Below are 23,468 nucleotides of genomic sequence, written 5' to 3' on the forward strand. Positions count from 1 at the left end.
CTTCAACTCCCCTTTCTCAAAATAGCTAAGAATCAAGATAACATAGATTATTCATGCTGCATACAGCAAATATGCAGGAAATCTGATAAGTTTTTCATACAAAAACAAGCCGACCGAGGTCGGCTTGTTCGTATGAAGCAATTGGTCACGCTTTCACTGTTTCAATTGTAATCGATTCATTCGCAGGAACCGTTACTGCATTTCCATACACGTGAAGCGTTACATCTGTACCACCTGTTTGTTTGATTGTCACTTGTTCACGTGATGATGTGACCGTCAAGTGATGGCCACGCCAGAGCATGTTGAACGAATAGCCGTTCCAGTCCTTCGGAATCATCGGACTGAATGAGAGGTGATCCCCTTGAATGCGCATACCCGCAAAACCATGAACGATGGACATCCATGAACCGACCATCGACGTGATGTGCAACCCATCTTCTGTATCATTGTTGTAGTTGTCGAGATCGAGTCGTGCCGAACGTTGATACAGTTCGACCGCTTTGTCCTCATACCCGACTTCTGCCGCAATGATTGAATAGACACATGGTGACAAGCTCGACTCATGAACCGTGCGCGGCTCGTAGAAGTCAAAGTTCGCACGTTTCTGTTCAAGCGTGAAGCGATCACCGAACGTGTAGAGTCCTTGAAGGACGTCCGCTTGTTTGATGAAGTTCGAGCGGAGGATGCGATCCCACGACCAGTTTTGGTTAAGTGGAAGGTGCTTCGGATCGAGGTCCTTCACCAAGATTTGCTCTTTATCCATGAAGCCGTCCTGTTGCATAAAGACATCTGGGACGAGCTCGTCTTTCGGATAGTACATCTTCGTTTGAATGTCTGCCCACTTCGCAAGTTCAGCGTCTGTGATGCCGAGTGTCGACACGAGCTCTTCGAGACGTGCAGGCTCAGCTTCTTTCAAGTAGTTATATACTTCTTGCGTGTATTCAAGCGTCCATGCGGCAATCAAGTTCGTGTACCAGTTGTTGTTGACGTTGTTGTCGTATTCGTTCGGACCTGTGACGCCTAGGATCATATACACGTCTTTGTGTGGCACAAAGTTGACGCGGCTAGCCCAGTAACGCGAGATCTCGACCAATACTTCAAGTCCGTATTGTCCAAGGTAAGACTTGTCGCCTGTAAAGTTCGTATAGTTGAAGATGGCATGGGCGATCGCACCGTTCCGGTGAATCTCTTCATGCGTGATTTCCCACTCGTTATGGCACTCTTCCCCGTTCATCGTGACCATCGGGTAGAGCGCACCTTCCATACCGACATTCTTCACAGCGTTCTCTTTTGCTTGCGGCAATTGGTTGTGACGGTATTTAAGCAAGTTCCATGAGACCTCTGGTTTGGCTGTCGCCAAGTAGAAGTGGAGGCAATAGGCTTCCGTATCCCAATACGTCGCACCGCCGTACTTCTCGCCTGTGAATCCTTTTGGCCCGATGTTAAGACGCGAATCTTCGCCCGTATACGTTTGATACATGTTGAAGATGTTGAAACGGATTCCTTGTTGCGCTTCGATATCTCCATCGATTCGAACGTCAGCATCTTCCCAACGTGCGAGCCACGCTTCCGTCTGTTCAGTGAGAAGCGTCTCAAAGCCCTTTTCAAACGCCGCTTCGACGCGTTTCATCCCTGCAGATTGAAGGTCTTCAATCGCATAGTCGCGGTTCGTCACGACAGATACATATTTATAGGCTGTCGCTGTCTCACCGGCAGTCACATTGACCGTGAATTTGTTCGCCACGAAGAGGTCTGTCGCTTCGAGCACTTCACAACGAGCGCCTTCTACGTCCGCAATCATCGATGCCGTAACGTGCCAATCGAGTTTTTTCGTCTTCGTCGTCACGAAACCGAAGCGTTCTTCGATGCCACGGTCGACCGGGAGCCAGAACTTCTCATCGTAGTTCGAATCTTCGTTCTCGACATCGCCGTCTAAGTATGGCGTGAACTCGATTTTCGCTTCGTAGTTCACCGGTGTGACGTTGTAACGAATCGCTAATACTTCTTTGTCGACGATGGAGAAGAAACGGACGACTTCTACGTTTGTCTCTTCTGTCCCGTTCATCAATGTGAACGTTCGCGTGAGGACACCACGCTGCATATCCAATTCACGTGTAAAGTCCTTCACGTCCCACTTCGCCAAATCGACAGGTGTTCCATTGATCGCGACGCGTAGACCGATGACGTTTGTCGCATTCAATACTTTGGCAAAGTATTCAGGATATCCGTTCTTCCACCAACCGACACGTGTTTTGTCCGGGTAATAGACGCCCGCCACATAGAATCCCTGGTGCGTATCATTCGAGTAATCTTCCTCGAAATTTCCTCGCATCCCCATATGCCCGTTTCCGAGCGATGTGATTGATTCAGCAAGACGGTTTTCTTTCGGGTGAAGACCTTCTTCTGTTACTTTCCATTCATCGACTGCAAACAATCGTTTCATCTGTCTGCCACTCCTTTTTCTCTACAAGGCTACCTTCGACGGACAACAAGTTCATGCAACCGTTTGTCTATGAAAGCGCTGTATTTAATCTCACCTTTCATTTTACACAACTGAAGAGAGAATGCAATCGTTTGCATAAAACTTTTTCTTTCTTTTTTTGTCACAGTTTTTAAATAAAAAGACTGCCTCTCGCGGAGACAGTCTTAATGGGTCATCACTTTTGATTTTCTTCACCCTCACCGAACGCCGCATTCGCTTCATGCCCTTCGAATAGAGCGCTCCGACCATCATTGAACCCCGTATCAGGCTCATCGATAACGAGCACATATCCGCCATGTTTCAATTGTGCATGTGCCTGCGCTACCTCATCATCTGAGATGCCTAGGTCGTGTAGCGCCTGTTTCATATCTTTGCCCTGACTTGTGTCGCCCTGAAGGTTGTCTAACCAAGACGCGTCATCATTCTCCACGTTTACGTTCGTCTCGTGTTTGAGTACGTGGACAGCGTCTTCCTGTTCGGTCACGACATATAATTCTCCTTCATCATAACCATTTTCATTCAGTTCGTTAATTTTAGAAAGCAGGCTCTCTTTCGTATCGTATGTTCCGACAAATCGTTTTTCGCTCATCTCTATCCATCCTTTCAATTTCAATCCGTTCGTGAGAAATGTTCCCCATTTCAGACGACTTCAATCAACAGGATATGCAAAAGACGACCTCGCTCCTTGCGAGATCGTCTAGATGATTAAGAATTTGATTCGAGTGTCTCCGCTTTACTCTTTTTTTGTCCACATGATTGGCGGACGACCAAATAGTGTGGAACGATGACGCGTTTTCCGTATGGTGGGGCATTATCGCTAATTTGTTCAATCAAGCAATTCGTCGCCTCAAAACCGAGACCGAAAATGTTAATCTCGACCGAAGTGAGCGGCGGGTTCGAGTGCTCAGCGATGTAGACGTTATTGAAACTGACGACAGCTACATCTTCTGGAATCTTGAGCCCCATCTCGCTGAGTGTACTGATGACCCCGAGTGCCATCATGTCATCACTGACGACGACAGCTGTCGGTGGCTCTTCATTTTGAAGCAACTCACGGACGGCTTTTGCGCCGCCCTTCGTCATGAACTCGGCCCGTGCGATATAGTCCTCACATACCGGAATGCCTGCCTCCATGAGAGCCGTCGCGTATCCGTTTCGGCGGTCTTGTGTTACGGCGAGTTTGTCCGATCCTCCGATGAAGGCGATGCGACGGTGACCTAGATTATAGAGATGCTTCGTCACTTCGCGCCCTGCTAAATAGTTGTCCGTATCGACGTACGTAATTGAAGAAGCGTCCCCGAACGGCTTCCCGACCACGACGAACGGAAACTTCGTTTGTCGTAAGTATTGGACGACTTGGTCGTCTTCACGTGAATAGAGGACAATGACACCGTCGACGCGGCGTCCTTGTACCATCTCGATCACACCCGACAACACCTCTTCCTCTGTCACACCAGTCGTCATGTAGAGTGAATAACCGTTTTGATGCGCCTTCGTGCTGATTCCTCGCAACACTTCTGGGAAGAATGGGTTTTGGAGAGTCTTTGTTGCCGCACTCGGCATGACGAGACCAATCGACTGTGTCGAGCGGTTGGCAAGACTTCTCGCATGAATGTTCGGGTGGTAACCGAGCTCTTCCATCGAGCTTCTGACCCGTTCTTTTGTCTTCTGACTGATTCTTGGGCTGTTGGCGATGACGCGAGATACCGTCGACGGCGCGACGTTCGCGTGCTTCGCAACATCTTTAATTGTGATTTGCATGGTGTTCCCCCCTGCTTCCGTGAATTCAATTCGTGCCTTTCGGCGTGTCATATCTTTATTTGCGGCGCTTCCACATGACCAAACCTGTCAAGAAAATCGGAATCGTGACGACGATCAACCCGATCATCCACGGATTTACCGATGACTCCTCAACGATGTAAGCGTTCGCACTTTCACCAGATAGTTCAATTGTAAACGTTCCGCGTTGATCTGTGACCAGTTGTGAGAATAATAGACCACGAAGTCTTGTATCTTCCCCGATTTCACTGACCTCGATCTCAATCTCTCGATCCTCACTGTTCATGTTGATCGCATATAACGCGACGTCATCCCCATCTTTACGTTCAAAGACGGCCATTCCATCTTCCGATGCAATCATACGCTGTTCACCTGTCGCAAAAACAGGATACTCTTCACGCATGCGGTTCATCGTTGCGACGTATTCGTGTAACTCTTCATTTCCCGGGAATTCAGTCATGACACGGTTTGCCGGGTCGGCTCCACCTGTTTGTGCATTTTCAGTCCCTTGGAAGACGATTGGCATACCCGGTGACGCATAAAGCGCGAACAACCCGAGGCGCAACCGTCGTTCCGCCGATTCCACGCCGCCGAGTTCAGCCATATGCATGAACCGTTCGACATCATGGTTATCGAGGAACGTCGCCATCTGATTCGGGTCGTTAAAGAACGTTTCGGCATAGCTTGCGGCAACATCGATCTCATCGACGTTCGCCTGCTGTTGCGTCATCGTTTTTGATACCCGGTCGTAGAATGTAAAGTTCGTGATGCTGTTGAACCCGAGGTCGTCATACTGCGCGACGTATTGTGGGTCCGGGTCAAATACTTCAGCGAGTAAGTAAAAGTCTGGGTCGACCGACCGAACACCTTCGACAAAGTCTTTCCAGAACGCCTTATCGACGTGACGGACCGTGTCGAGACGGTAGCCATCGATGTCTGTCTCTTCGATCCAATACTTTGCCGCGTCGATCAAATACGATTTGACTTCCGGATCTTCTGTCTTAAAGTCCGGCAAATCGAATAACCAGTGTGTCTCGACCTGCTCCTGGTCTTTCCAGAACACGATCGGTAGCTGTTCGTGGAACCATTCCGGTTTTTCTTCCACCCATGGATGGTTCGGGCCGACGTGGTTGACGACGAAGTCGAGAATGACTTTCATGTCTCGTTTGTGTGCTTCCGCGACAAGTTCTTGTAAGTCCTCTTTCGTCCCGAATTGCGGGTCGATGTTATAAAAATCCTTAATCCAATACCCGTGATAGCCGTCCGGCATATTTTCAAAAACGGGTGTCAACCAAATCGATGTGAAGCCGAGTGACTCGATATAATCGAGCTTTTCGATGACCCCACGGATGTCTCCGCCATGAAACGCTTTCGGATCATCTTTGTCGACTTGCTCATTGTTGTCCGGGTTCCCGTCAACAAATCGGTCGACCATAATAAAATACATGCGTTCTTGTTCCCAAGTAGCAGCTTCCTTTGCACCGACGACTGTCGGAAACAAAAGAAGCGACAGGAGCACGAGCACGACGCCTCGCCTCATATCGCTTCCTCCTTTTACGAGTATTATCCTTTCGTACCACCCGCTGTAAGGCCAGAAACGAAGTAGCGTTGGAACATGAAGAACAAGATAACGATCGGAAGGGCTGAAAGAACCGCACCCGCCGCGAATAACGTGAAGTTATTATCGAACTGTTTCGAGATCATGTTGTAAAGACCAACTGCCAATGTTTGTTTCTCTGGTGAACGAAGGACGAGCGATGCCAAGATAAAGTCGTTGAATGGTCCCATGAAGTTAAAGAGAGCAATCGTTGCGACAATCGGCTTCGCAAGTGGCAAGATGATTTGCCAGAAGATTCGGAGGTGACCTGCACCATCCATGCGGGCAGCTTCGTCAAGTTCTTTTGGAATCGTGTCGAAGTACCCTTTCGCCAAGTACGTGTTCATCGGAATCGCACCACCTGCGTAGAGCAAGATGAGTGCTGTATGTGTGTCAAGAAGACCTAGCATGTTGAGCAATACATAAATCGCGATGATCGCAACGAACTGTGGCACCATTTGAAGGACAAGGAACAAGACGAGTGAGTTCTTACGTCCGACGAAACGGTAGCGTGAGAAGACGTAACCAGTAATCGTCACCAAGACGACAGAAAGCGCCATCGTGATGAAAGCGATTTTCAACGTGTTCACATACCATAAACTATAATCCGAAATCGTTAGGTCAAACAAGTTTTTATAGTGAATAAACGTCGGGTTCGCTGGAATAATCGTTGACGTAATCGTACGCCCCGGGTTGAATGATGTACCGACAACCCAAAGCATCGGATAGAGAATGATGATCGACGCAAGCGTCAAGATGACATACGAGATCGCCAAATTGATTCGTTTTTGTTTTTTCATATCAGATCATATCCTCGTCTTTGAAAGATTTTGTCCGACGGAACTGGATCACGGCAAGTGTCATGATGAAGAATGACAAGATGAGTGTGATCGCAGCCGCAAGTCCGTATTGCGGGTTGGCACCGAGAGACAATTTGTAAATCCAAGAAATCAAGATGTCGGTACCGCCGGCCGTTTGTCCAGGTACAGCAGGGCCACCGCCATTAAAGAGATAAATGATGTTGAAGTTGTTGAAGTTGAACGTGAACTGCGTGATCAAGATCGGTGCAGTTGCGAACAAGAGCATCGGCAATGTGATCAAACGGAACTTATCAAAGATGGTTGCTCCGTCAATCGTTGCCGCTTCATATAAGTCACCAGGAATCGACTGAAGGACCCCTGTCATGAGCGTCATGATGAACGGGAATCCGAGCCACCATTGAATGAGAACGAGTGCTGTTCGTGTCGCCGTCGGATCGGTCATCCAGTTGACTGGGTCAAGACCGAGTGCCGGCAAGATCGTCGTATTGAACACCCCGAACGATTCGTTGAACATCGAACGGAAGATCAAGATTGTGATGAATGCTGGAACTGCCCAAGACAAAATCAAGATTGAGCGGAACAAACGACGGAAGCGAAGACCTTCTTGGTTCAAGAGTACCGCAAGGAAAATCCCGATCGCGATGACACCTGTCGTTGAAGCGACCGTCCAGACAAGCGTCCAGCCGAGTACACCGACGAACGTGTCACGGAAGATATCGATTTCAAAAATACGTGTAAAGTTCTCGAATCCGACCCATTCCACGAGTTTCGCAGGTGGTGCGTTGTTATAGCGATAGTTCGTGAAGGCGATCAAGAACGTAAAGATCAATGGAAGAATAACGGTAAACACCAACAAAATGAGTGATGGGATTAACATTAAGTATGGGAATCCATGGTCACGCAAGTTGCGAAGTTGCATTTGGAACGATGGAAGGTTTAGATGCTGATCACGAGCGCGACCGACACGATAGGCGTCACGAATGTTCCAAACATAGAACGCGATTCCGAAGAAAAGTAAAATTAACGCGACAATCCCCTCGACCATCAAGAAGATGGAGTGGTCGTTACGAGGTCCTGGCACTTCACCAAGCGTGATCAATCCCCAAAGTCCTCCACGGTCACCTGGTCCGGCGCCCGCCCCTTTGAAAAATAGATCATAGTTTACGGCAAAATAAGATACGACGACGATAAAGAACGCTACCGCCTTCGCGTATTGTTTGTTATATAACTGTCCGAGTCCCGGAATGATGGAAAGTAGTCCCGCGTTCCGAGCATGGTTTGTAGGCTTGTCCGGGCGTTGGTCCGGTGTTTTAGGGTTCGCAATTGCAGCCATCCTCAGTTTCTCCTTTCGATTTGAGCAAATCAATCAAGCAAACGTTTGCTCAATGCTAGAAAATGAGGGGGAACGCCATGTGGCGCACCCCGTCATTTCAATTCCTTATTGGTTGTTTGCTTGGATTTGTTGCTCGATGACTTTCACTGCATCGTCTGCAGATTTTTGTGCATCTTGTTTACCAGTCGCTACAAGCTGAAGTGCTTGTGCCATTGGCTCCCAAACTTGTCCCATTTCAGGAATGTTCGGCATTGGGATTGCGTTTGTCGCTTGGTCGAATACCGCTTTCGCAACTTCGTTCGACGTGATTGTTTCGTTCGACTCGAGTGCTGATACTGGCGGGATCTCGTTGTATGCTTCAAACATTGCCAATGCGTTTTCTTCATTCGTCAACTCTTGAAGGAACATTTCAGCCCACTCTTGGTTTTCTGTGTAAGCTGAAAGGGCATATGTTTTCACACCCATGAACGTCTTGATTGGCTCACCGTTCGGAAGTGTTGGCATTGGAGCCGCTCCGAGGTTTACGCCTGCATCTGTGTAACCAGCTACAGCCCATGGTCCGTTCATGACTGAATGAGCTTTCTTCTCAGTGAAGAGTTGGTCCATCGCTTGGCCGCCAGACTCACCGATCAATCCTTTAGGGAAGAGGCCTTCTTCGTACCATTTACCGATGTATTCGAATCCTTCAACCGCGCCTTCGTTGTTCAAACCGATGTCAGATGGGTCGAGTGCGCCACCATCTTCTTTGAACACGTATCCGCCGAATCCAGCGACAACACCGTGTGCGAAGTAGAAGTTATCCCAAAGTGCAAGGAATCCATACTCACCATCAGCTTTTACATCGTTTGACAACTTGTAGAGGTCGTCCATTGATGCTGGAGCTTCAGCCATCAAATCTTTGTTGTACATGAGAACTGGTGTCTCAACTGATTTAGGATATCCGTAAGCTTGACCATCGAACATGACAGCTGATTTCGCAGCGTCTGTGAATGCGTCAAGTGATCCTTCGTCAGCGATTGGAGCCAAGTGACCTTGGTCAGCGATTGTACCGATTTGGTCGTGTGGTACGAGAACGATGTCTGGACCTTTACCAGCTGGACCGTCAAGCGCAAGCTTGTCTTTTTGATCCGTCATCTGTACTTCGACGACTTCAACTTTTACGCCATGCTCTTCTTCGAACGCCTTCGCAACTTCTTTCGTTGTTTCAGACTTTTCGATGTCTTCCCAGATGACGATCTTTTCAGGTTTGTTCTCGCTTGAAGAACCACCTTCGTTAGAAGATCCGTTGTCTGTTCCGCCACCACATGCAGCAAGTGCACCGAATGCGAATACTGCTGTTGAAAGTCCTGCTACCATTTTTTTCATCTTCATGATGAAAAACCTCCCCAAGGAAATAGTATGGTCAGATTTGCGCAATCGCACGACCACGTCAATTTTAAAACTCCGCTACGAAATTGACACGGTAGTGAAAACGTTTGCATCCTCACCTCAATTTTTATTATACAGTTGTGAAAGCGTTTTACAAGTCTTTTTTTACACTTTTTTTACGTCTGTTGACCCATTTATGTAATTTATAAAATTTTGTTCTCAAATCTTCACTTTTTATGAGTTTCAGCAATTGACAAAATGTAAACGCTTTATTACCCTTTGCTTGAGCAAACGTTTTCGCAACACCTATTCTCTTTGATTCACAGTGTTGTAAAATGATGTCATCCCCTATAAAAGAAAGGAATGTTTTCCTTATGATGAAAGAAGCGATTTATCATCGTGCCATGTCCCCGTTCGTTTACAAATATGACCGTGAGACGATCCACATCCGTTTTCATACGAAACGTGGTGATATTGAATCGGTCGATTTGATTTGGAACGACCCTTATGATTGGCATTCTGAAGACCCAGCTATGTGGAACTTTGACCCGGACAAGCCGAGCTACTGGCGTACATACGAGACTCCAATGGAGAAAATCGGTTTTGACGACGCCTATGACTACTGGTTCATCGCCATCAAACCACCTTTCCGTCGCCTTCGCTACGGATTCCGTTTGAATGATGGACAAGAGACAGCCGTCTATACCGAAAAAGGATGGTTCGAAGAAAAACCACTTGATGATACGGGCTATTACTTCTGTGTCCCGTTCATCAATCCGATTGATATCTTCCACGCACCGTCATGGGTGAAGGACACGGTTTGGTATCAAATCTTCCCGGATCGCTTCGCGAATGGAGATGCTTCACTTAATCCAGAAGAGACACTGCCATGGAACTCGACAGAGCCGACAATCACAAACTTCTTCGGTGGGGATTTCCAAGGGGTGATTGACCATATCGACCACTTGGTCGAACTCGGGATTACCGGAATCTATTTCTGCCCGATTTTTAAAGCGACGACGAACCACAAGTACGATACGCTCGACTATATGGAAATCGATCCACAGTTCGGGACAAAAGAGAAATTTAAAGAAATGGTCGACCTCTTGCACGAGAATGGCATCAAGGTCATGCTCGACGCCGTCTTCAATCATGTCGGCTATCACCACCCATGGTTCCAAGATGTCGTCGAGAACGGTCCGGCGTCTGAATATCGCGATTGGTTCTATCTCCGTGAGTTCCCGATCGTGACGGAGCCGAAGCCGAACTACGATACGTTCGCATTCGAGAAGAATATGCCGAAGATCAATACGGAGCATCCAGAGTTGAAAGCTTACTTATTAGATGTCGCCCGTTACTGGATCGAAGAATTCGGCATCGATGGATGGCGCCTAGACGTCGCCAACGAAGTCGACCATGCGTTCTGGCGTGACTTCCGCAAGGCAGTCAAGCAAGCGAACCCGGAAGCCTACATCCTCGGGGAGATTTGGCACGACGCGCAACCTTGGCTACAAGGCGATCAGTTCGATGCCGTCATGAACTATCCGTTCACGAACGCAAGCTTGAACTATTTCGCGCTCGATCGGACGACTGCTTCTGAGTTCCGCAACGAATTGACGCGTGTCGAGATGATGAACACGATGAACGTCAACGAAGTCACGTTCAACTTGATCGACTCACACGATACACCTCGTGCGTTGACGCGGACGAAAGGTCATAAAGGCAAGTTCAAGCTGTTGATGACGTCGATGCTCACGTACACAGGTAGCCCATGTATTTACTACGGGGATGAAATCGGACTCGAGGGAGAACAAGACCCAGGTTGCCGTCGCTGTATGCCGTGGGACGAAGCCGAAGAAGACCGTAACCTCTTCCGTTACATTCAAAAGCTCATCCAGTTACGGAAAGACCACCCCGTGCTCGCGAACGCCGGCTCGTATCGCTTCAACTTGGTCGACGACGCCAACAATGCCGTCATCATCGAGCGTTGCACGAAAGATGAGACGTACTTGGTCTACTTCAACAACTCGGACTCTACGTCGAAACTAAGTCCGCTCGGTTATCGTGGCGCCGCCTACGACTTGTTACACGACCGTGATCTCGATTCACTCGAAATCGAGCTTGCACCATTTAGTGCTGCTATTCTGAAATTGAAATAATTTCGAAAATCACCTGATTTCTTCGGGTGATTTTTTTGTTGAAAATAATTTAGCAAACCCCTTTCTTTTTCATTTCATAAGGAGTAAGATGACCTTTGACATTTTTATAAAACAAATAGTTAACAGAAAGAATTATAGAGAAAAGGGAGAATACACTACATGCAGACGAAACAAACGGAACAGCTCACCCTGTTCAAACTGTCGTGGCCGATTTTCATCGAACTTGCCCTCCACATGGGAACCGGGATCATCGCCACATTGATGCTCGCACACTACTCAGACGCCGCCGCATCGGCCGTCGGGGTTGCCAACCAAATTTTAAACGTGTTCTTGATTGTCTTCAGTGTGACGTCTGTCGGGGCGACCATCTTGATTGGTCAGGCCATCGGGGCGGGGCGCATGAAGAAGAGTCGTGACTTTGCCCGCTCTGCCGTCAGTTTGAATATGTGGCTCGGCGCAATCATGGTCGTCGTCATCTTCTTGTTCGGTGAAACGTTTTTACGCCTGTTCGGTCTATCGGACGAACTGTTTGCACACGGTCTGTTGTTCCTGCAAATCGTCGGCTTGTCGTTATTCACCGAAGCGCTCATCATGGCGCTCAGCTCGATTCTACGAAGTCACGGGATGACGAAACACGCCATGCTCGCGACGCTTCTGATTGATATCATCACCGCAGTCGGTGCCATTTTTGCCGTTACCGGCTGGTTCGGACTTCCGGTCACAGGTGTTGCCGGCGTCGCTTGGGCCATCGTGATTGCACGATTCGCCGCTATGGTCCTGTTGTTCTGGCTCGTCAAACGGAAGCTTTTGATCCGCTTCCCGTTAAAAGAAGTGTTACGACCGAAGAAAGACGACATCCAGTCGCTCCTTCAAATCGGTGTTCCTTCTGCAGGAGAGAACTTGTCTTATCAAGCATCACAGATCATCATTACCGGTTTCATTGCGACGATGGGAGAAGCTTCCCTCGCCGCACGGGTATACGTCATGAACTTGTCAATGCTCGCCTTCTTATTCACCGTCGCCGTCGCGCAAGGGACACAGCTCCTGATTGCGCGAGATATCGGAGGCAAACGTTTCAAAGAGGCGTATCATCGCGCTGTCAAGACATTGAAGATTGCCATGTTCGCCTCGTTCGTCGCCTCTCTCGGATTGGCGGTGTTCAGCGAGTCGCTACTCGGACTCTTCACGTCAAACCCTGACATCATCGCGGTCGGAGTGCCAATCTTATGGGCGACGCTCATTTTAGAGCCAGGGCGCGCCATGAACATCGTCTTGATGGGATCGTTGAAGTCCGTTGGAGACGTCCGCTTCCCAGTCATGATTGGAATCGCCTCGATGTGGGGTGTCGCCGTAGCATTCAGCTACTTGTTCGGTCTTCAAATGGGGCTCGGCATCCTCGGGATTTGGCTCGCCTTCTCTCTCGATGAGTGGTTCCGTGGTTTCTTCGCGTTCCGTCGTTGGAAGTACGGAACGTGGCAACAAAAAGGCTTCCAGTTCGAAGCCAAATCAACCACGTAAAAAAGCGGCCGCGGCCGCTTTTTTCATTTCATCAAGAATGCCTGCATCGCCTGGCGGTGCACGTCCGTGTCCCCACACTTCCGTTGCCAATCGATTTCTTCATTCAACCCCTCTTCAAATGAAGCAGCCCGCATGAGCGCCTTCATCCCTTGAACAGCGACCGGTGATTTTGCAGCGAGTGTTTCCGCATATGAGGTCAATCGCTCTGTATACATTGCATCTTCCACGAGCTCTGTGACAAGTCCGAATGTGTGCGCGGCCTCCGAGTCAATCGTACTGCCACTCCACAACCAATCTAATGCGAGGTCGTCTCGCATAAGTCGACGTAAGTGATACGGTCCTCCTGCATCAGCGACCAATCCGATTTTGATGAACGCCGAGCTGAACTTCGTCGACTTGGCGACGATTCGAACGTCTGCCGCAAGTGCCAAACTTAGTCCCGCTCCCGCCACGACGCCATGAATGCCCGCGATGATTGGCTTATGGCATGAGAAAAGCGCACGGACGAGTGGATGATACACCTCCTCTAAATATTCCCCGTAATCTGCATCGCTTTCAATCGTTAAATCTTGTCCAGATGAGAATGCCCGTCCTTCGCCGACAAGAACGATGACGCGAACCGCGTCGTCCTGATCAAATTCATCGATTGCCGTTTTCATTTCACGTAGCAGCGTCTCGTTCAAGGCATTCAGCTTTTCAGGTCGGTTCAGTTTCAACCACCCTACCCCATTGTGTGTCGTCAATTGAATCGTCTCCACTTTCATTCCCCCTTATAAAATGAATCACTGTTCATTTCTTCGTTATTCCGTCAAACTCCTTCCTTTTCTGAAAAGTTTTTTGAAGTTCAATTGCCGTGAAGTTGGTTGATTTGCTATTCTAAAAGAAGTCGGTCACGAAAGGATGAGTCAGATGCAACTGACAAACGCCGCTCGGCAACTGAAACAAAAGAAGATTCCGTTCGCTTATCATACGTATGAAGTCGATGAAACCGACGTCTCTGCCAAGCATGTTGCGGAGACGCTTCAGAAATCGCTCGATGAACTGTACAAAACGATTTGTCTCGTGAACGAGAAAAAACAATACGCCTTCTTTCTCATCTCCGGAGAGCGTGACATTGATTTAAAAGCAGCCTCTAAAGCTTGGGGAACGAAGAAAGCATCGCCTGTCCCGATGAAAGAGCTCGAGGCACTGACCGGATACATCCGGGGTGGCGTCTCTCCCATCGGGGCGAAGAAGCCATTTCCCGTATACTTGCATGAGGCAGCTAGAGAGAAAAAGACCATCACGATCTCTGCCGGGAAACGTGGCTATCAAATCGAGTTGAAGCCAGAAGATTTACTGCAATTCACAAACGGTCGCTGGTTCAGCCAATGACCTTACTGGGGGCAAAATTATGTGGAAAGAACGCATCCGTTCGTGGGTTCCAAACTCCTTTACGTTCGGAAACTTATTTTGTGGTGTCGTCGCCATCGTCTACGCCGCACGTGGTGACTTCTCAAACGCCACACTGTTAATCATCATCGCGATGATGCTCGATAGTTTAGATGGGCGACTCGCCCGTATGCTCGGAGTCGCTGGGGACTTTGGGAAGGAACTAGACTCGCTCGCTGACATCGTCACGTTCGGTGTCGCACCGGCGATGCTCGCCTATTATACGTTTTTCATTGATTACGGCAATTATGGATTGTTCTTTGCGGCACTTTTTCCGCTATTCGGGGCATACCGTCTCGCCCGCTTCAACTTGTCTGCGACAAACGTTGCGGCAAGTTACTTCTCAGGCGTCCCGATTACGGCCGCCGGTGGACTGCTCGCCGTCATCACGACGTTCGGGGACCGAGTCAGCGAACTGTTGACACCGATTTTCTTCACGGGGCTCGCCCTGTTGATGGTCAGCCGTGTCCGCATCCCGAGTTTTAAAGACGTGCCACTGCCACGTCACTCGTTCATCATTACCATCAGCCTCGTCTATGTGACGTATATGATGTTCGCACGTTGGAAAGAATGGCCGACGTTCTGGTTCATCGCCGTCCCGTTTTATGTCTTATTCATCGCTTTCTCGTTCGTGAAAAAACGGAAGCGGATGGCCAATTAAGAGTCTCGTTCGACGAGGCTCTTTTTTCGTACATGCATTTGTTAGACGAAGACTGAGATGAGCTTTAGAATGAAAGAAGAGGTGATGGAATGAAAGTGTATCCGTTTATTTGGAAATGGTTTATTGTCTGGTATTTCATTGGGTTGATCTTAGTCGGATTCGATTTGCTTCCGCCTTGGCTAGAATGGGCGAACCCCGTCTTTTTATGGCTCGCCGGCGCGATTGGTGGAACGATTCTTTATCAAGGGATTCGACAAGGTGTTTGGATTGTTCCGTTTATTTTCTTCGGTTCGATCGCCGTCGAGACACTCGGTGTAAAAACAGGGTTCCCGTTCAGCGAATACGTCTATGCCGAGGCATTCGGTCCGACTGTATTTGGAGTCCCTGTCACAATCGGTGCGGCGTGGCTCGCTGTCATTGGCTCTAGTTTTGCCGTGGCCCGACTTTTCACATTCCGCAACAACATTTTATGGCTCGTCCCGATTCTCGCCGTATGGCTCGATATGGCAATCGATCCTGTAGCGGCAAACGTGAAAGGCTACTGGGAATGGGCCAATGATGGCTTGTATTATGATATCCCGACGCAAAACTTTATTGGATGGTTTGGATTATCCCTTATATTCTCCTGGATTTTGCAACGTCACGAACGAGCTGTCGATTCCTTGTTCATTCAGCACGGCGTTTACTTGTTCGTCATGCTTCATGCCCTCTTTGGCGTCACGGCCGTAAACGCAGGGCTTTATGGAATTGGCTTCCTGAGCATTCTGACGTCTGGGGTGATTCTTTTAGAAAGGAGAGGTCGCGATGATCGAGTCACACAAAAAGAGATGGTTCAATAATGTATTCTCAACATTCGTAAGGGAACGTCAGATTCGTCCGACGTTTCATAATATTTTTATTCGAACCGATGATATCCCGACACCTGGTTTAATCTTAAGTACGCACAGTGCTTGGTGGGATGGACTCGTCATGTATATGGTGAATGAACATTTTTTGAGACATGACATCCATGTGTTGATGGACGAAGACGGATTGCGCCGTTTCCCGTTCTTTCGTCACCTTGGGGCTTTCTCTGTGAAAAAAGGAAGTCTATCCGATGTGCGTGCTTCCCTCGCCTATGCGAATGAGTTGCTCGCTTCAGGCAAATCGGTATGGATGTATCCACAAGGTCGAGAAGTCCCTCAAGAAATGCGTCCGATTGAAATCGAATCTGGGGCGACCCTGTTACTGAATGAGCGTCCCCTTCATTTATGTGCCATGTATTATGCATTTGAAAGCCATGCCGAGCCCGTTGTCTACGTCCGATTCCGAAAGTACAGCGTGACCTCGTCGACTCGGAGAGCTCAAAAACAAGAGATTGCGCAAGCACTTGAGCAGTTGTATGACGATGTCAGAGATGACGTCATCACGCGTTCAACCGCCTATGCTCCCTTGTTCCGCCCGCGACGCAATCTAGCCGAATGGACAGAAACGTTCGTCCGACTGGGGAGGAAGGGCTCATGATTCTTTGGTTCATGACCCTCTGCATGCTCATCTTCACACTCGTGAATCTAGCGTTTTTACGACCACTCGCAAAACCTGGGAAAACACCGGCGACAGCCGTCTGCATCCCGATGCGAAACGAGTCACGACATGTCGACCGATTGATTACTAATTTACAAATGGCGATCCCGGAGAATACTCATGTCTACATTTATGAAGACCGTTCCGAAGATGATACATATGAACGATTAAATCGCGCAATCGGAGACGATGTCAGATTCACCGTCATTCAGGGAGTCCCTTTGCCTGATGACTGGGCCGGCAAAGTCCATGCCTGTCATCAGCTCGCAACACATACGACTGAACCGTATCTCCTCTTTTTAGATGCGGACGTCACCATCGATTCGAGCTTCATCGCCCGCATGCATGCGACACTCGCACGTGAAAAGGCTGTCTTTTTATCCGGATTCCCCCAATTTCCGACATCGACATTTCTCGGGAAATTGTTGATTCCGATGCAACATGTGCTTATCGCCCAACACCTGCCTTTGTTCTGGCGAAAAGTGAAACACCCAGCATTCGCGGCAGCGAACGGAATGAATGTACTTGTCGAACGAAATAGTTACGAAGAGATTGGTGGGCACGCTGCGATCCGTTCATCGTTGATTGATGATATCGATTTATGTCGTATGTTCAAGCGTCATCAAAAAGTGACGTCACTCGTTCAAGTCGCCCCGTTCATCTCTTGTGATATGTATGAGACGAATGAAGAAGTATGGAGCGGGTTTTCAAAAAACGTATTCAAGGGAATGAATGAATCAGTAGGACTCGCCTTGTACTTTTTGACGTATTACGGGATTCAGTTGACCGCCATGTTCGCATGGCTATTTTCACCAAGTTGGCAAACGATCAGTGCGGCACTCTTCGTACTCCTCGCCCGACTTGCTGTCGACATAAAATCTCATGGATCCGGTACATGGTTGCATCCAATCAGCTTGATCGCTTATCTGACCTTACTCGGGAACGCCGTCATCCGTAAATGGAGACGTCTACCGATCACGTGGAAAGGTCGCCATTATTCCTAATCGAGCGTCTTACTTAAGGGGGACAAATGTATGAAGCAAATCGTTATTATTGGAGCCGGGTTAGGTGGCCTGAGCGCTGCCGTCACGCTCGCCACACACGGCTATGACGTCACGGTCATTGAGAAGAATGAACATGTCGGCGGAAAACTTATGCCCGTCATCACCGACGGGCACCGTTTCGACTTCGGTCCGAACACCATCACGATGCCAGATGTCTTTCGTTCCGTCATCCGAAACAGCGGTGCCAATCCTGATGACTATTTTGAATTGATCAAACTCGATCAACATACCGTCAATCATTATTCGGACGGTTCCTCGTTCACATTTAGCGCCGACCGGGCACAGCTCGAGTCGGAAGTGCGACGATTGACGAATGACCAAATGAAGAAAAATCAATTACAAGCATATTTAGATGAAGCAGAGAAGTTGTTCCGAATCGCGAACGAACGCTTCTTCACCCGTATGGAGACAAAATTAGATCCCGGTCTTTGGGCGGACATGGTAAAAGTTCACCCGCTGCAAAGTCTGCATGCCCTTCATCAGAAATACTTCAAAGATAAGCGCATCATCCAGGCACTCGACCGATATGCGACGTATATCGGCAGTAGCCCGTACGTGACACCCGGTACGTTCGCACTCATCTCTCATTTAGAATTGAATGAAGGAGTCTATTTTGCCAAGGGAGGCAACTGGAACATCGCCAAAGGGTTTGCGAAGCGAGCGAGTGAACTCGGGGTGACGTTCCGCCTCGGACACGAAGTGACGAAAATTGAAGTCCTGAACGGGAAAGCCCATGAAGTCGTTGTTGATGACAAAGAAGTCATCTCTTGTGATGCTGTTCTGCTCAATGGCGAGCTGCTCACGCAATATCCTCGACTTGTCGATGCGAAAGACCGTCCTTCTTTCCCGGTCCCGACACGCGATACCGTCGAGCCGTCCATCTCTGCATTCGTGTTAATGATCGGGTTATCGAAACGACTGAACCTCGCCCATCATAACGTCTATTTCTCTGACGACTACGAGCGAGAATTCAAAGCACTCTTCCAAGAAGAACGCTATGCGGACGAGCCGACCATCTATATCTCCAATTCATCCGCAACTGACCCATCGATGGGGGAGGCAGGAGACAACTTGTTCATCCTCGTCAATGCCCCCGCGCATTTGACCGACATTGATGCAGATACGTATGAGCATTTGATACGTCGTCGGTTGCGCGCGTTCGGTGTCGATTGGGAAGAAGAAGAGGTTCTCTTCCACCGACGTGTGACACCACAAGACTTGAGCCGTGACTTTTATGCATATTACGGTGCTCTTTATGGCACGTCGGCCAACTCGAAAAAAGGTGCATTCTTTAGACCGGCAGCCCGCTCGACGGACGTGTCGAACATCTGGTTTGCAGGTGGTTCGACCCATCCTGGAGGAGGGAGCCCGATGGTCACGCTTTCAGGACAATTCGCGGCACGATCGATGTTAGAGGACATACCTCTGACAATATGAACATTTTGTGAACGCGAGTTTCGACACTTGTCGACAATTGAAAGACGTGATAATATCATATTCGAGTTCAAGCAGTTCTGTAACGTTGGTTACACCTGTAGCGATCGAATGGCTTCCCCGAGCCTCATCGCGTTTTGAACTTGTCACACCCGAGAAAAAGTGATGAGCGAGTTTCCCCACTCGTATCCCATAGTTGAGACAGCTTGCGTATGATGTTCCCCCTTAGTCCATCAAGCATCCTGTTTCAACGAAGATGTCCCAACTGATTCATTCCCCATGAATCCCGGCACATCTTTAGGGCTTCATCACAAATCGATTCATTCATTTCCCCGATGAATGGATCACATAACGCTTACGCCACTTTTGGTCCCCCGCCAAAAGTGGTTTTTTTTGCGCAAAAAACTGTAGACGCCTAAAAACGCCTACAGTAAACCTGACATCTTATAGTTTTGCTAGTAACTTTCCTTTTTGAAGCGTCGATACGTATGCACGCTTTGTGAAGACATCGTATCCGTTTGCTCGAGCCGCATCTAAAATTCCTTCGTATAGGAGCGCTGCCGCTTGAACCGGCTTTCGACTGGCCAGTGGATAGAGGTGATGGGTTCCACGTGCGCGTTCATACAAGAACTCCGCTCGTTTCGCCAACGCCTCCCATAGTTCGATAAAGGCAGGTGTCACTTCTCGTTGCTGTAACATCTCTTCAGTTACACCGAACTGTCGCATCATCGTCCGTGGTAAATAAATGCGATCTCGGTTCAAATCTTCTCCGACATCTCGCAAAATATTTGTCAGTTGCATCGCAATTCCAAGGTCAATGGCCCCTTGCCGAAGTTGACGTTTTGTGGCGGCATCTTGATTCGGGACAAGAATCGGGAGTAGCATCAGACCGACCGTGCTCGCCGCATAGTAGCTATATTGTTCGGTCTCTTCGAGCGTCTCATACCGCGACTTATGTAAATCCCACTTCATCCCCTCTGCTAGCTCGAAGAAGGGATTGACGTCCATCTCATAGCGCTGCCAGACATCTCGAAGGGCAACCCATAGTGCATCGTCTTGATCATACCCGGCCAAAAAACGATCGAACGCATGCAAAAACGACGCCAGACTTTCTTCTGGACGGTCCGATTCATCAACTGCATCATCAAGGGTCCGACAAAACGTATACACAGCCATGACCGCTTGACGATCTGGTTTTGAGAGCAAAGAGAAGGCCCGATAAAAAGTCAGCGAGCCTTTCTTCATGATTTCCTCACATTGACGATACGCTTCTTGTGTCGTCACGATGTATTGCCCCCATTTCTTCTTCCATTTTTTTCACGAGTAACTGTGATCCAATCATGACAATTGGCACGCCACCACATGGATGGACAGATGCACCAACCGCATACAATCGTTCGATTTTCGGGAACGGTCTTGCCTGTGGCTTGAAGGCAGCTGATTGAGACAACTTCGGTGCAATCCCAAAGCTTCCTCCTTCAAATAGACCGAAACGCTCAGCATCCATCGGTGTCCGGACTTTCATCTCGGTCACGCGCTCACGAAAACCTGGTACGAGTGCCTCGATTCGTCCGAATAGATGGTCCATCGTTCCTTGCGTCTCAAAGTCTTCCCGTTCTAATTTACGAGGTACAGGAACGAGGACATATAACACGCTCGTCCCATCCGGCGCTAGTGTCGCATCAATCCGTGATGGATTGAACGTGTACATCGCCGGATACTCACTTAGTTTACCATCCTCAAAGATTGTGCGCATCGATCCTTCAAAATCGTTTGGCAAATCAAATTGATGGACTGGTAAATCGAGTGCTCCATCAACGGTAAAGTACAGAAGTAACGTACCGCTGGACGGTTCGTATGTCTTTGGTGTGACGCCATCAATGAGTCGCTCCATGAGTGGGAAGTCCCCATTCACGACAACCGCGTCATAAGACACATATTCGTCATTGACCGTGACACCGTCCGCCACTCCGTTTGTAACGTGAACGCGATTGACGGTCGCATTCATCACGAAACGGACACCTCGACACTTCAGCTCTTGTTCCATTTTCGCCGCAAGCGAGAAATATCCTCCTTTTACGTACCAGACGCCCTCTTCCTGTTCACGATACGGGATCAGTCCATATAAAGAAGGCGTCGCATAAGGATTACCACCGATATAGAGTGTCTGTAAACTGTAGGCGACTCGTAGGCGTTCGTCCTCAAAGAAACGTTTCATGTTCGCATGGGCGGTTTCATATGCTTTCAGACGCATCAGGAGGAGCAATAGCTTAGGTTCGAATAGTTCCGTCTTTGATGCGTAGCTTCGGTCCAAAAACGTATCAAATCCAATCCGATACTCTTCTTTCTTCTGCGACATATAATGACGAAACGCGTCCCCTTCACCGAACGTCCGCTCGATTTCTTCTGCCTGTCGTTCGATGTCCCGATATTTGTAGAACGATGTCCCGTCTTGATAGCGCAAGCGATAGAGCGGGTCGACTTCGAGCAACTCGACTTCACTTTCTGGTAGCCCTGCTTCCATCAACTGTTGCTTCAATTTACTCGGTAACAAGACGATTGTCGGCCCTTCATCGACTTTCGCCCCATTCTCAAACTCGACATAGTTCAACCGTCCACCGACGCGTGCTTCTTTCTCATAAATCGTGATGTTTAGCGACGGATTACGTTTCGTCAATAAGAGAGCGGCATAAAGTGTGCCGACACCTGCCCCGACAAAGCTGATGTTCATCGGCCGACACCTGCACGTTCACGTAACAGGTTCGTCGTGATTCGCGCCGATTCAAAAATTGTCGGAAGCCCACTTCCTGGATGCGTTCCACCGCCGACGAGCCAGACGTTGTCGAGCTCTTCAAATTGGTTGTGCGGACGGAAATACATCATTTGCGATAGATTATGGCCAAGGTTAAACGTCGCCCCCTCATACACGCCGAACGTCTCCCAGTCCACTGGTGTCAACGTCTCCATCACCTCAATATGTTGCCGGATATCTCGATATGGAGACCGTGTCTCAAGGGCGTCGAGCACACGTTCTGTCATCGTCGTCTTCAGTTCCTCCCACGGGAGACCGGATAAGTTATTCGGTACCGGTACGAGCACGTAAAGCGATGACTTACCTGCAGGCGCGAGCGTCGGGTCGATGCGTGAGGCGTTTTGAACGTAGAACGAGAAATCCTCGCTTAGTTTCAACTCTTGCGTCATCTCTTTGACGTTCAACTCATAGTCGTCTGCAAAGTGAATTGAATGGTGCGCCACGTCTTCGTATATGTGATCGAGTCCGAGATAGAGCATGAATGTCGAGCACGAATAGCGCTTCTTCTTCAGTTGATTCGGACTCCACTTCGATAGTTTACCGTCAGGAACGAGCGACGTCATCGCATGTGCAAAATCAGCACCGATTACGACTTCATCGAACGCATAATGGACACTTCCGGCCACGAGACCTGTCACTTTCTTGTCCTCCATGAGGAGGCGCTCCACCGGTTCTCCTAGACGTATGGAGCCACCTTCTTCTTCCACGACTTTCGCCATCGCGTGACAAAGTTGATTCACTCCCCCAATTGGGTGATGAACCCCATATGAGTGTTCCATATACGATAAAATGGAGAAACCGCCCGGGCATTCCCAAGCGGACATGCCTAAATATTTTGCTTGGAAGGTAAACGCATACTTTAGTTCTTCGCTCGTGAAGTACTCGGATAAGACATCATAAAGCGACTTCCCAATCGACAGAAACGGCAGTGCTTTGAGTACGCGCAACGAGACGTAATCGGTCAATTTATCATGTGCGGTCTGAAGGACAGGCATCAACTTGGACAACTTGATTGCCTGTTCGCTCATGAATCGTTCATACCCTTCCCCATTTCCAGGGAACTGTGCTTCGATGGCTTGATGCATTTGATCACGATCTGTCGTCATTGAAAGCTGACGCGTGCCACGATCAAAATACAAATCATACATCGGTTCCAGTCGTTTCATCTCGACGTAATCATGTAAATCACGTCCCGTTTCTTCAAAGATTTCTTCTAAAATATATGGCATGTTTAAAAATGTAGGTCCTCGGTCAAACGTGAACTCGCCGACTTGGAGACGTGACGTCCTTCCTCCAACAAACGGTTGTTTCTCAAATACGGTGACGTCTACCCCACGATGCGCCAGTAGCATCGCAGCAGCCAATCCACCGGGTCCTGCCCCTATTACGGCAACTCTTTGTTTCGACACACTCAACAACTCCCTATGTGAATAGTCTCTTATGCTT

General features: G+C 48.8%; 19 protein-coding genes. 8 read left to right on the forward strand and 11 right to left on the reverse strand.

Annotation, left to right across the window (positions count from 1 at the left end):
- Positions 1-145: 145 nt before the first annotated feature.
- The 7 genes from PJK55_RS06760 to PJK55_RS06790 all read right to left on the reverse strand — a co-directional run bounded on the left by PJK55_RS06760 (position 146) and on the right by PJK55_RS06790 (position 9,383).
- Positions 146-2,443: a glycoside hydrolase family 65 protein gene (locus PJK55_RS06760; protein ID WP_271305199.1), complete on the reverse strand. Its 2,298-nt coding sequence runs from the start codon at positions 2,441-2,443 to the stop codon at positions 146-148.
- A 214-nt stretch (positions 2,444-2,657) separates the two neighbouring features.
- Positions 2,658-3,071: a general stress protein gene (locus tag PJK55_RS06765; protein ID WP_271305200.1), complete on the reverse strand. Its 414-nt coding sequence runs from the start codon at positions 3,069-3,071 to the stop codon at positions 2,658-2,660.
- A 116-nt stretch (positions 3,072-3,187) separates the two neighbouring features.
- Positions 3,188-4,243, reverse strand: coding sequence for a LacI family DNA-binding transcriptional regulator (locus PJK55_RS06770; RefSeq protein WP_214785373.1), 1,056 nt, complete (start codon positions 4,241-4,243; stop codon positions 3,188-3,190).
- Positions 4,244-4,298: 55 nt separating this feature from the next.
- Positions 4,299-5,801, reverse strand: coding sequence for an alpha-amylase family glycosyl hydrolase (locus tag PJK55_RS06775; protein WP_271305201.1), 1,503 nt, complete (start codon positions 5,799-5,801; stop codon positions 4,299-4,301).
- Between the two features lie 23 nt (positions 5,802-5,824).
- A complete protein-coding gene (locus tag PJK55_RS06780; protein WP_214696113.1) occupies positions 5,825-6,658 on the reverse strand; it encodes a sugar ABC transporter permease in 834 nt (277 codons plus the stop codon).
- A 1-nt stretch (position 6,659) separates the two neighbouring features.
- The gene (locus tag PJK55_RS06785; RefSeq protein ID WP_074032667.1) at positions 6,660-8,012 is read right to left on the reverse strand and encodes a sugar ABC transporter permease; all 1,353 of its coding nucleotides are present in this window, start codon (positions 8,010-8,012) and stop codon (positions 6,660-6,662) included.
- A gap of 105 nt (positions 8,013-8,117) precedes the next feature.
- Complete coding sequence (locus PJK55_RS06790; protein ID WP_271305202.1) at positions 8,118-9,383, reverse strand: extracellular solute-binding protein; 1,266 nt, start codon at positions 9,381-9,383, stop codon at positions 8,118-8,120.
- Positions 9,384-9,754: 371 nt separating this feature from the next.
- Between PJK55_RS06790 and PJK55_RS06795 the strand changes: the two genes are divergently transcribed.
- Complete coding sequence (locus PJK55_RS06795; RefSeq protein ID WP_271305203.1) at positions 9,755-11,539, forward strand: glycoside hydrolase family 13 protein; 1,785 nt, start codon at positions 9,755-9,757, stop codon at positions 11,537-11,539.
- Positions 11,540-11,698: 159 nt separating this feature from the next.
- A complete protein-coding gene (locus tag PJK55_RS06800; protein WP_271305204.1) occupies positions 11,699-13,057 on the forward strand; it encodes an MATE family efflux transporter in 1,359 nt (452 codons plus the stop codon).
- A gap of 23 nt (positions 13,058-13,080) precedes the next feature.
- Here PJK55_RS06800 and PJK55_RS06805 read toward each other — a convergent pair whose 3' ends face one another.
- The gene (locus PJK55_RS06805; RefSeq protein WP_442899492.1) at positions 13,081-13,815 is read right to left on the reverse strand and encodes an enoyl-CoA hydratase/isomerase family protein; all 735 of its coding nucleotides are present in this window, start codon (positions 13,813-13,815) and stop codon (positions 13,081-13,083) included.
- A gap of 151 nt (positions 13,816-13,966) precedes the next feature.
- Here PJK55_RS06805 and ybaK point away from each other — a divergent pair, with 151 nt between their 5' ends.
- The 6 genes from ybaK (at position 13,967) to PJK55_RS06835 (ending at position 19,213) form a co-directional block, all read left to right on the forward strand.
- A complete protein-coding gene (gene ybaK / locus PJK55_RS06810; protein WP_271305206.1) occupies positions 13,967-14,431 on the forward strand; it encodes a Cys-tRNA(Pro) deacylase in 465 nt (154 codons plus the stop codon).
- Between the two features lie 19 nt (positions 14,432-14,450).
- Positions 14,451-15,149 carry a CDP-diacylglycerol--serine O-phosphatidyltransferase gene (gene pssA, locus PJK55_RS06815; protein WP_214789647.1) on the forward strand — a complete coding sequence of 233 codons (699 nt, stop codon included), beginning with the start codon at positions 14,451-14,453 and terminating at the stop codon, positions 15,147-15,149.
- A gap of 89 nt (positions 15,150-15,238) precedes the next feature.
- A complete protein-coding gene (locus tag PJK55_RS06820) occupies positions 15,239-15,988 on the forward strand; it encodes a carotenoid biosynthesis protein (protein WP_271305207.1) in 750 nt (249 codons plus the stop codon).
- A complete protein-coding gene (locus tag PJK55_RS06825) occupies positions 15,954-16,652 on the forward strand; it encodes a lysophospholipid acyltransferase family protein (RefSeq protein ID WP_271305208.1) in 699 nt (232 codons plus the stop codon). The genes PJK55_RS06820 and PJK55_RS06825 overlap by 35 nt, the downstream gene beginning before the upstream one ends.
- Positions 16,649-17,716: a glycosyltransferase gene (locus PJK55_RS06830; protein WP_271305209.1), complete on the forward strand. Its 1,068-nt coding sequence runs from the start codon at positions 16,649-16,651 to the stop codon at positions 17,714-17,716. Before PJK55_RS06825 ends, PJK55_RS06830 begins: the two co-directional genes overlap by 4 nt.
- 30 nt (positions 17,717-17,746) lie before the next feature.
- Positions 17,747-19,213, forward strand: coding sequence for a phytoene desaturase family protein (locus PJK55_RS06835; RefSeq protein WP_271305210.1), 1,467 nt, complete (start codon positions 17,747-17,749; stop codon positions 19,211-19,213).
- A gap of 441 nt (positions 19,214-19,654) precedes the next feature.
- Here PJK55_RS06835 and PJK55_RS06840 read toward each other — a convergent pair whose 3' ends face one another.
- The 3 genes from PJK55_RS06840 to PJK55_RS06850 are packed head-to-tail and all read right to left on the reverse strand — an operon-like array spanning position 19,655 to position 23,431.
- Positions 19,655-20,497: a phytoene/squalene synthase family protein gene (locus PJK55_RS06840; RefSeq protein ID WP_442899495.1), complete on the reverse strand. Its 843-nt coding sequence runs from the start codon at positions 20,495-20,497 to the stop codon at positions 19,655-19,657.
- Positions 20,463-21,941 carry a phytoene desaturase family protein gene (locus tag PJK55_RS06845; protein WP_271305212.1) on the reverse strand — a complete coding sequence of 493 codons (1,479 nt, stop codon included), beginning with the start codon at positions 21,939-21,941 and terminating at the stop codon, positions 20,463-20,465. The genes PJK55_RS06840 and PJK55_RS06845 overlap by 35 nt, the downstream gene beginning before the upstream one ends.
- Positions 21,938-23,431 carry a phytoene desaturase family protein gene (locus tag PJK55_RS06850; protein WP_271305213.1) on the reverse strand — a complete coding sequence of 498 codons (1,494 nt, stop codon included), beginning with the start codon at positions 23,429-23,431 and terminating at the stop codon, positions 21,938-21,940. The genes PJK55_RS06845 and PJK55_RS06850 overlap by 4 nt, the downstream gene beginning before the upstream one ends.
- Between the last annotated feature and the right edge of the window lie 37 nt (positions 23,432-23,468).

It is taken from the genome of Exiguobacterium sp. MMG028 (genome assembly GCF_027947425.1).
GTDB lineage: Bacteria > Bacillota > Bacilli > Exiguobacteriales > Exiguobacteriaceae > Exiguobacterium > Exiguobacterium aestuarii_A.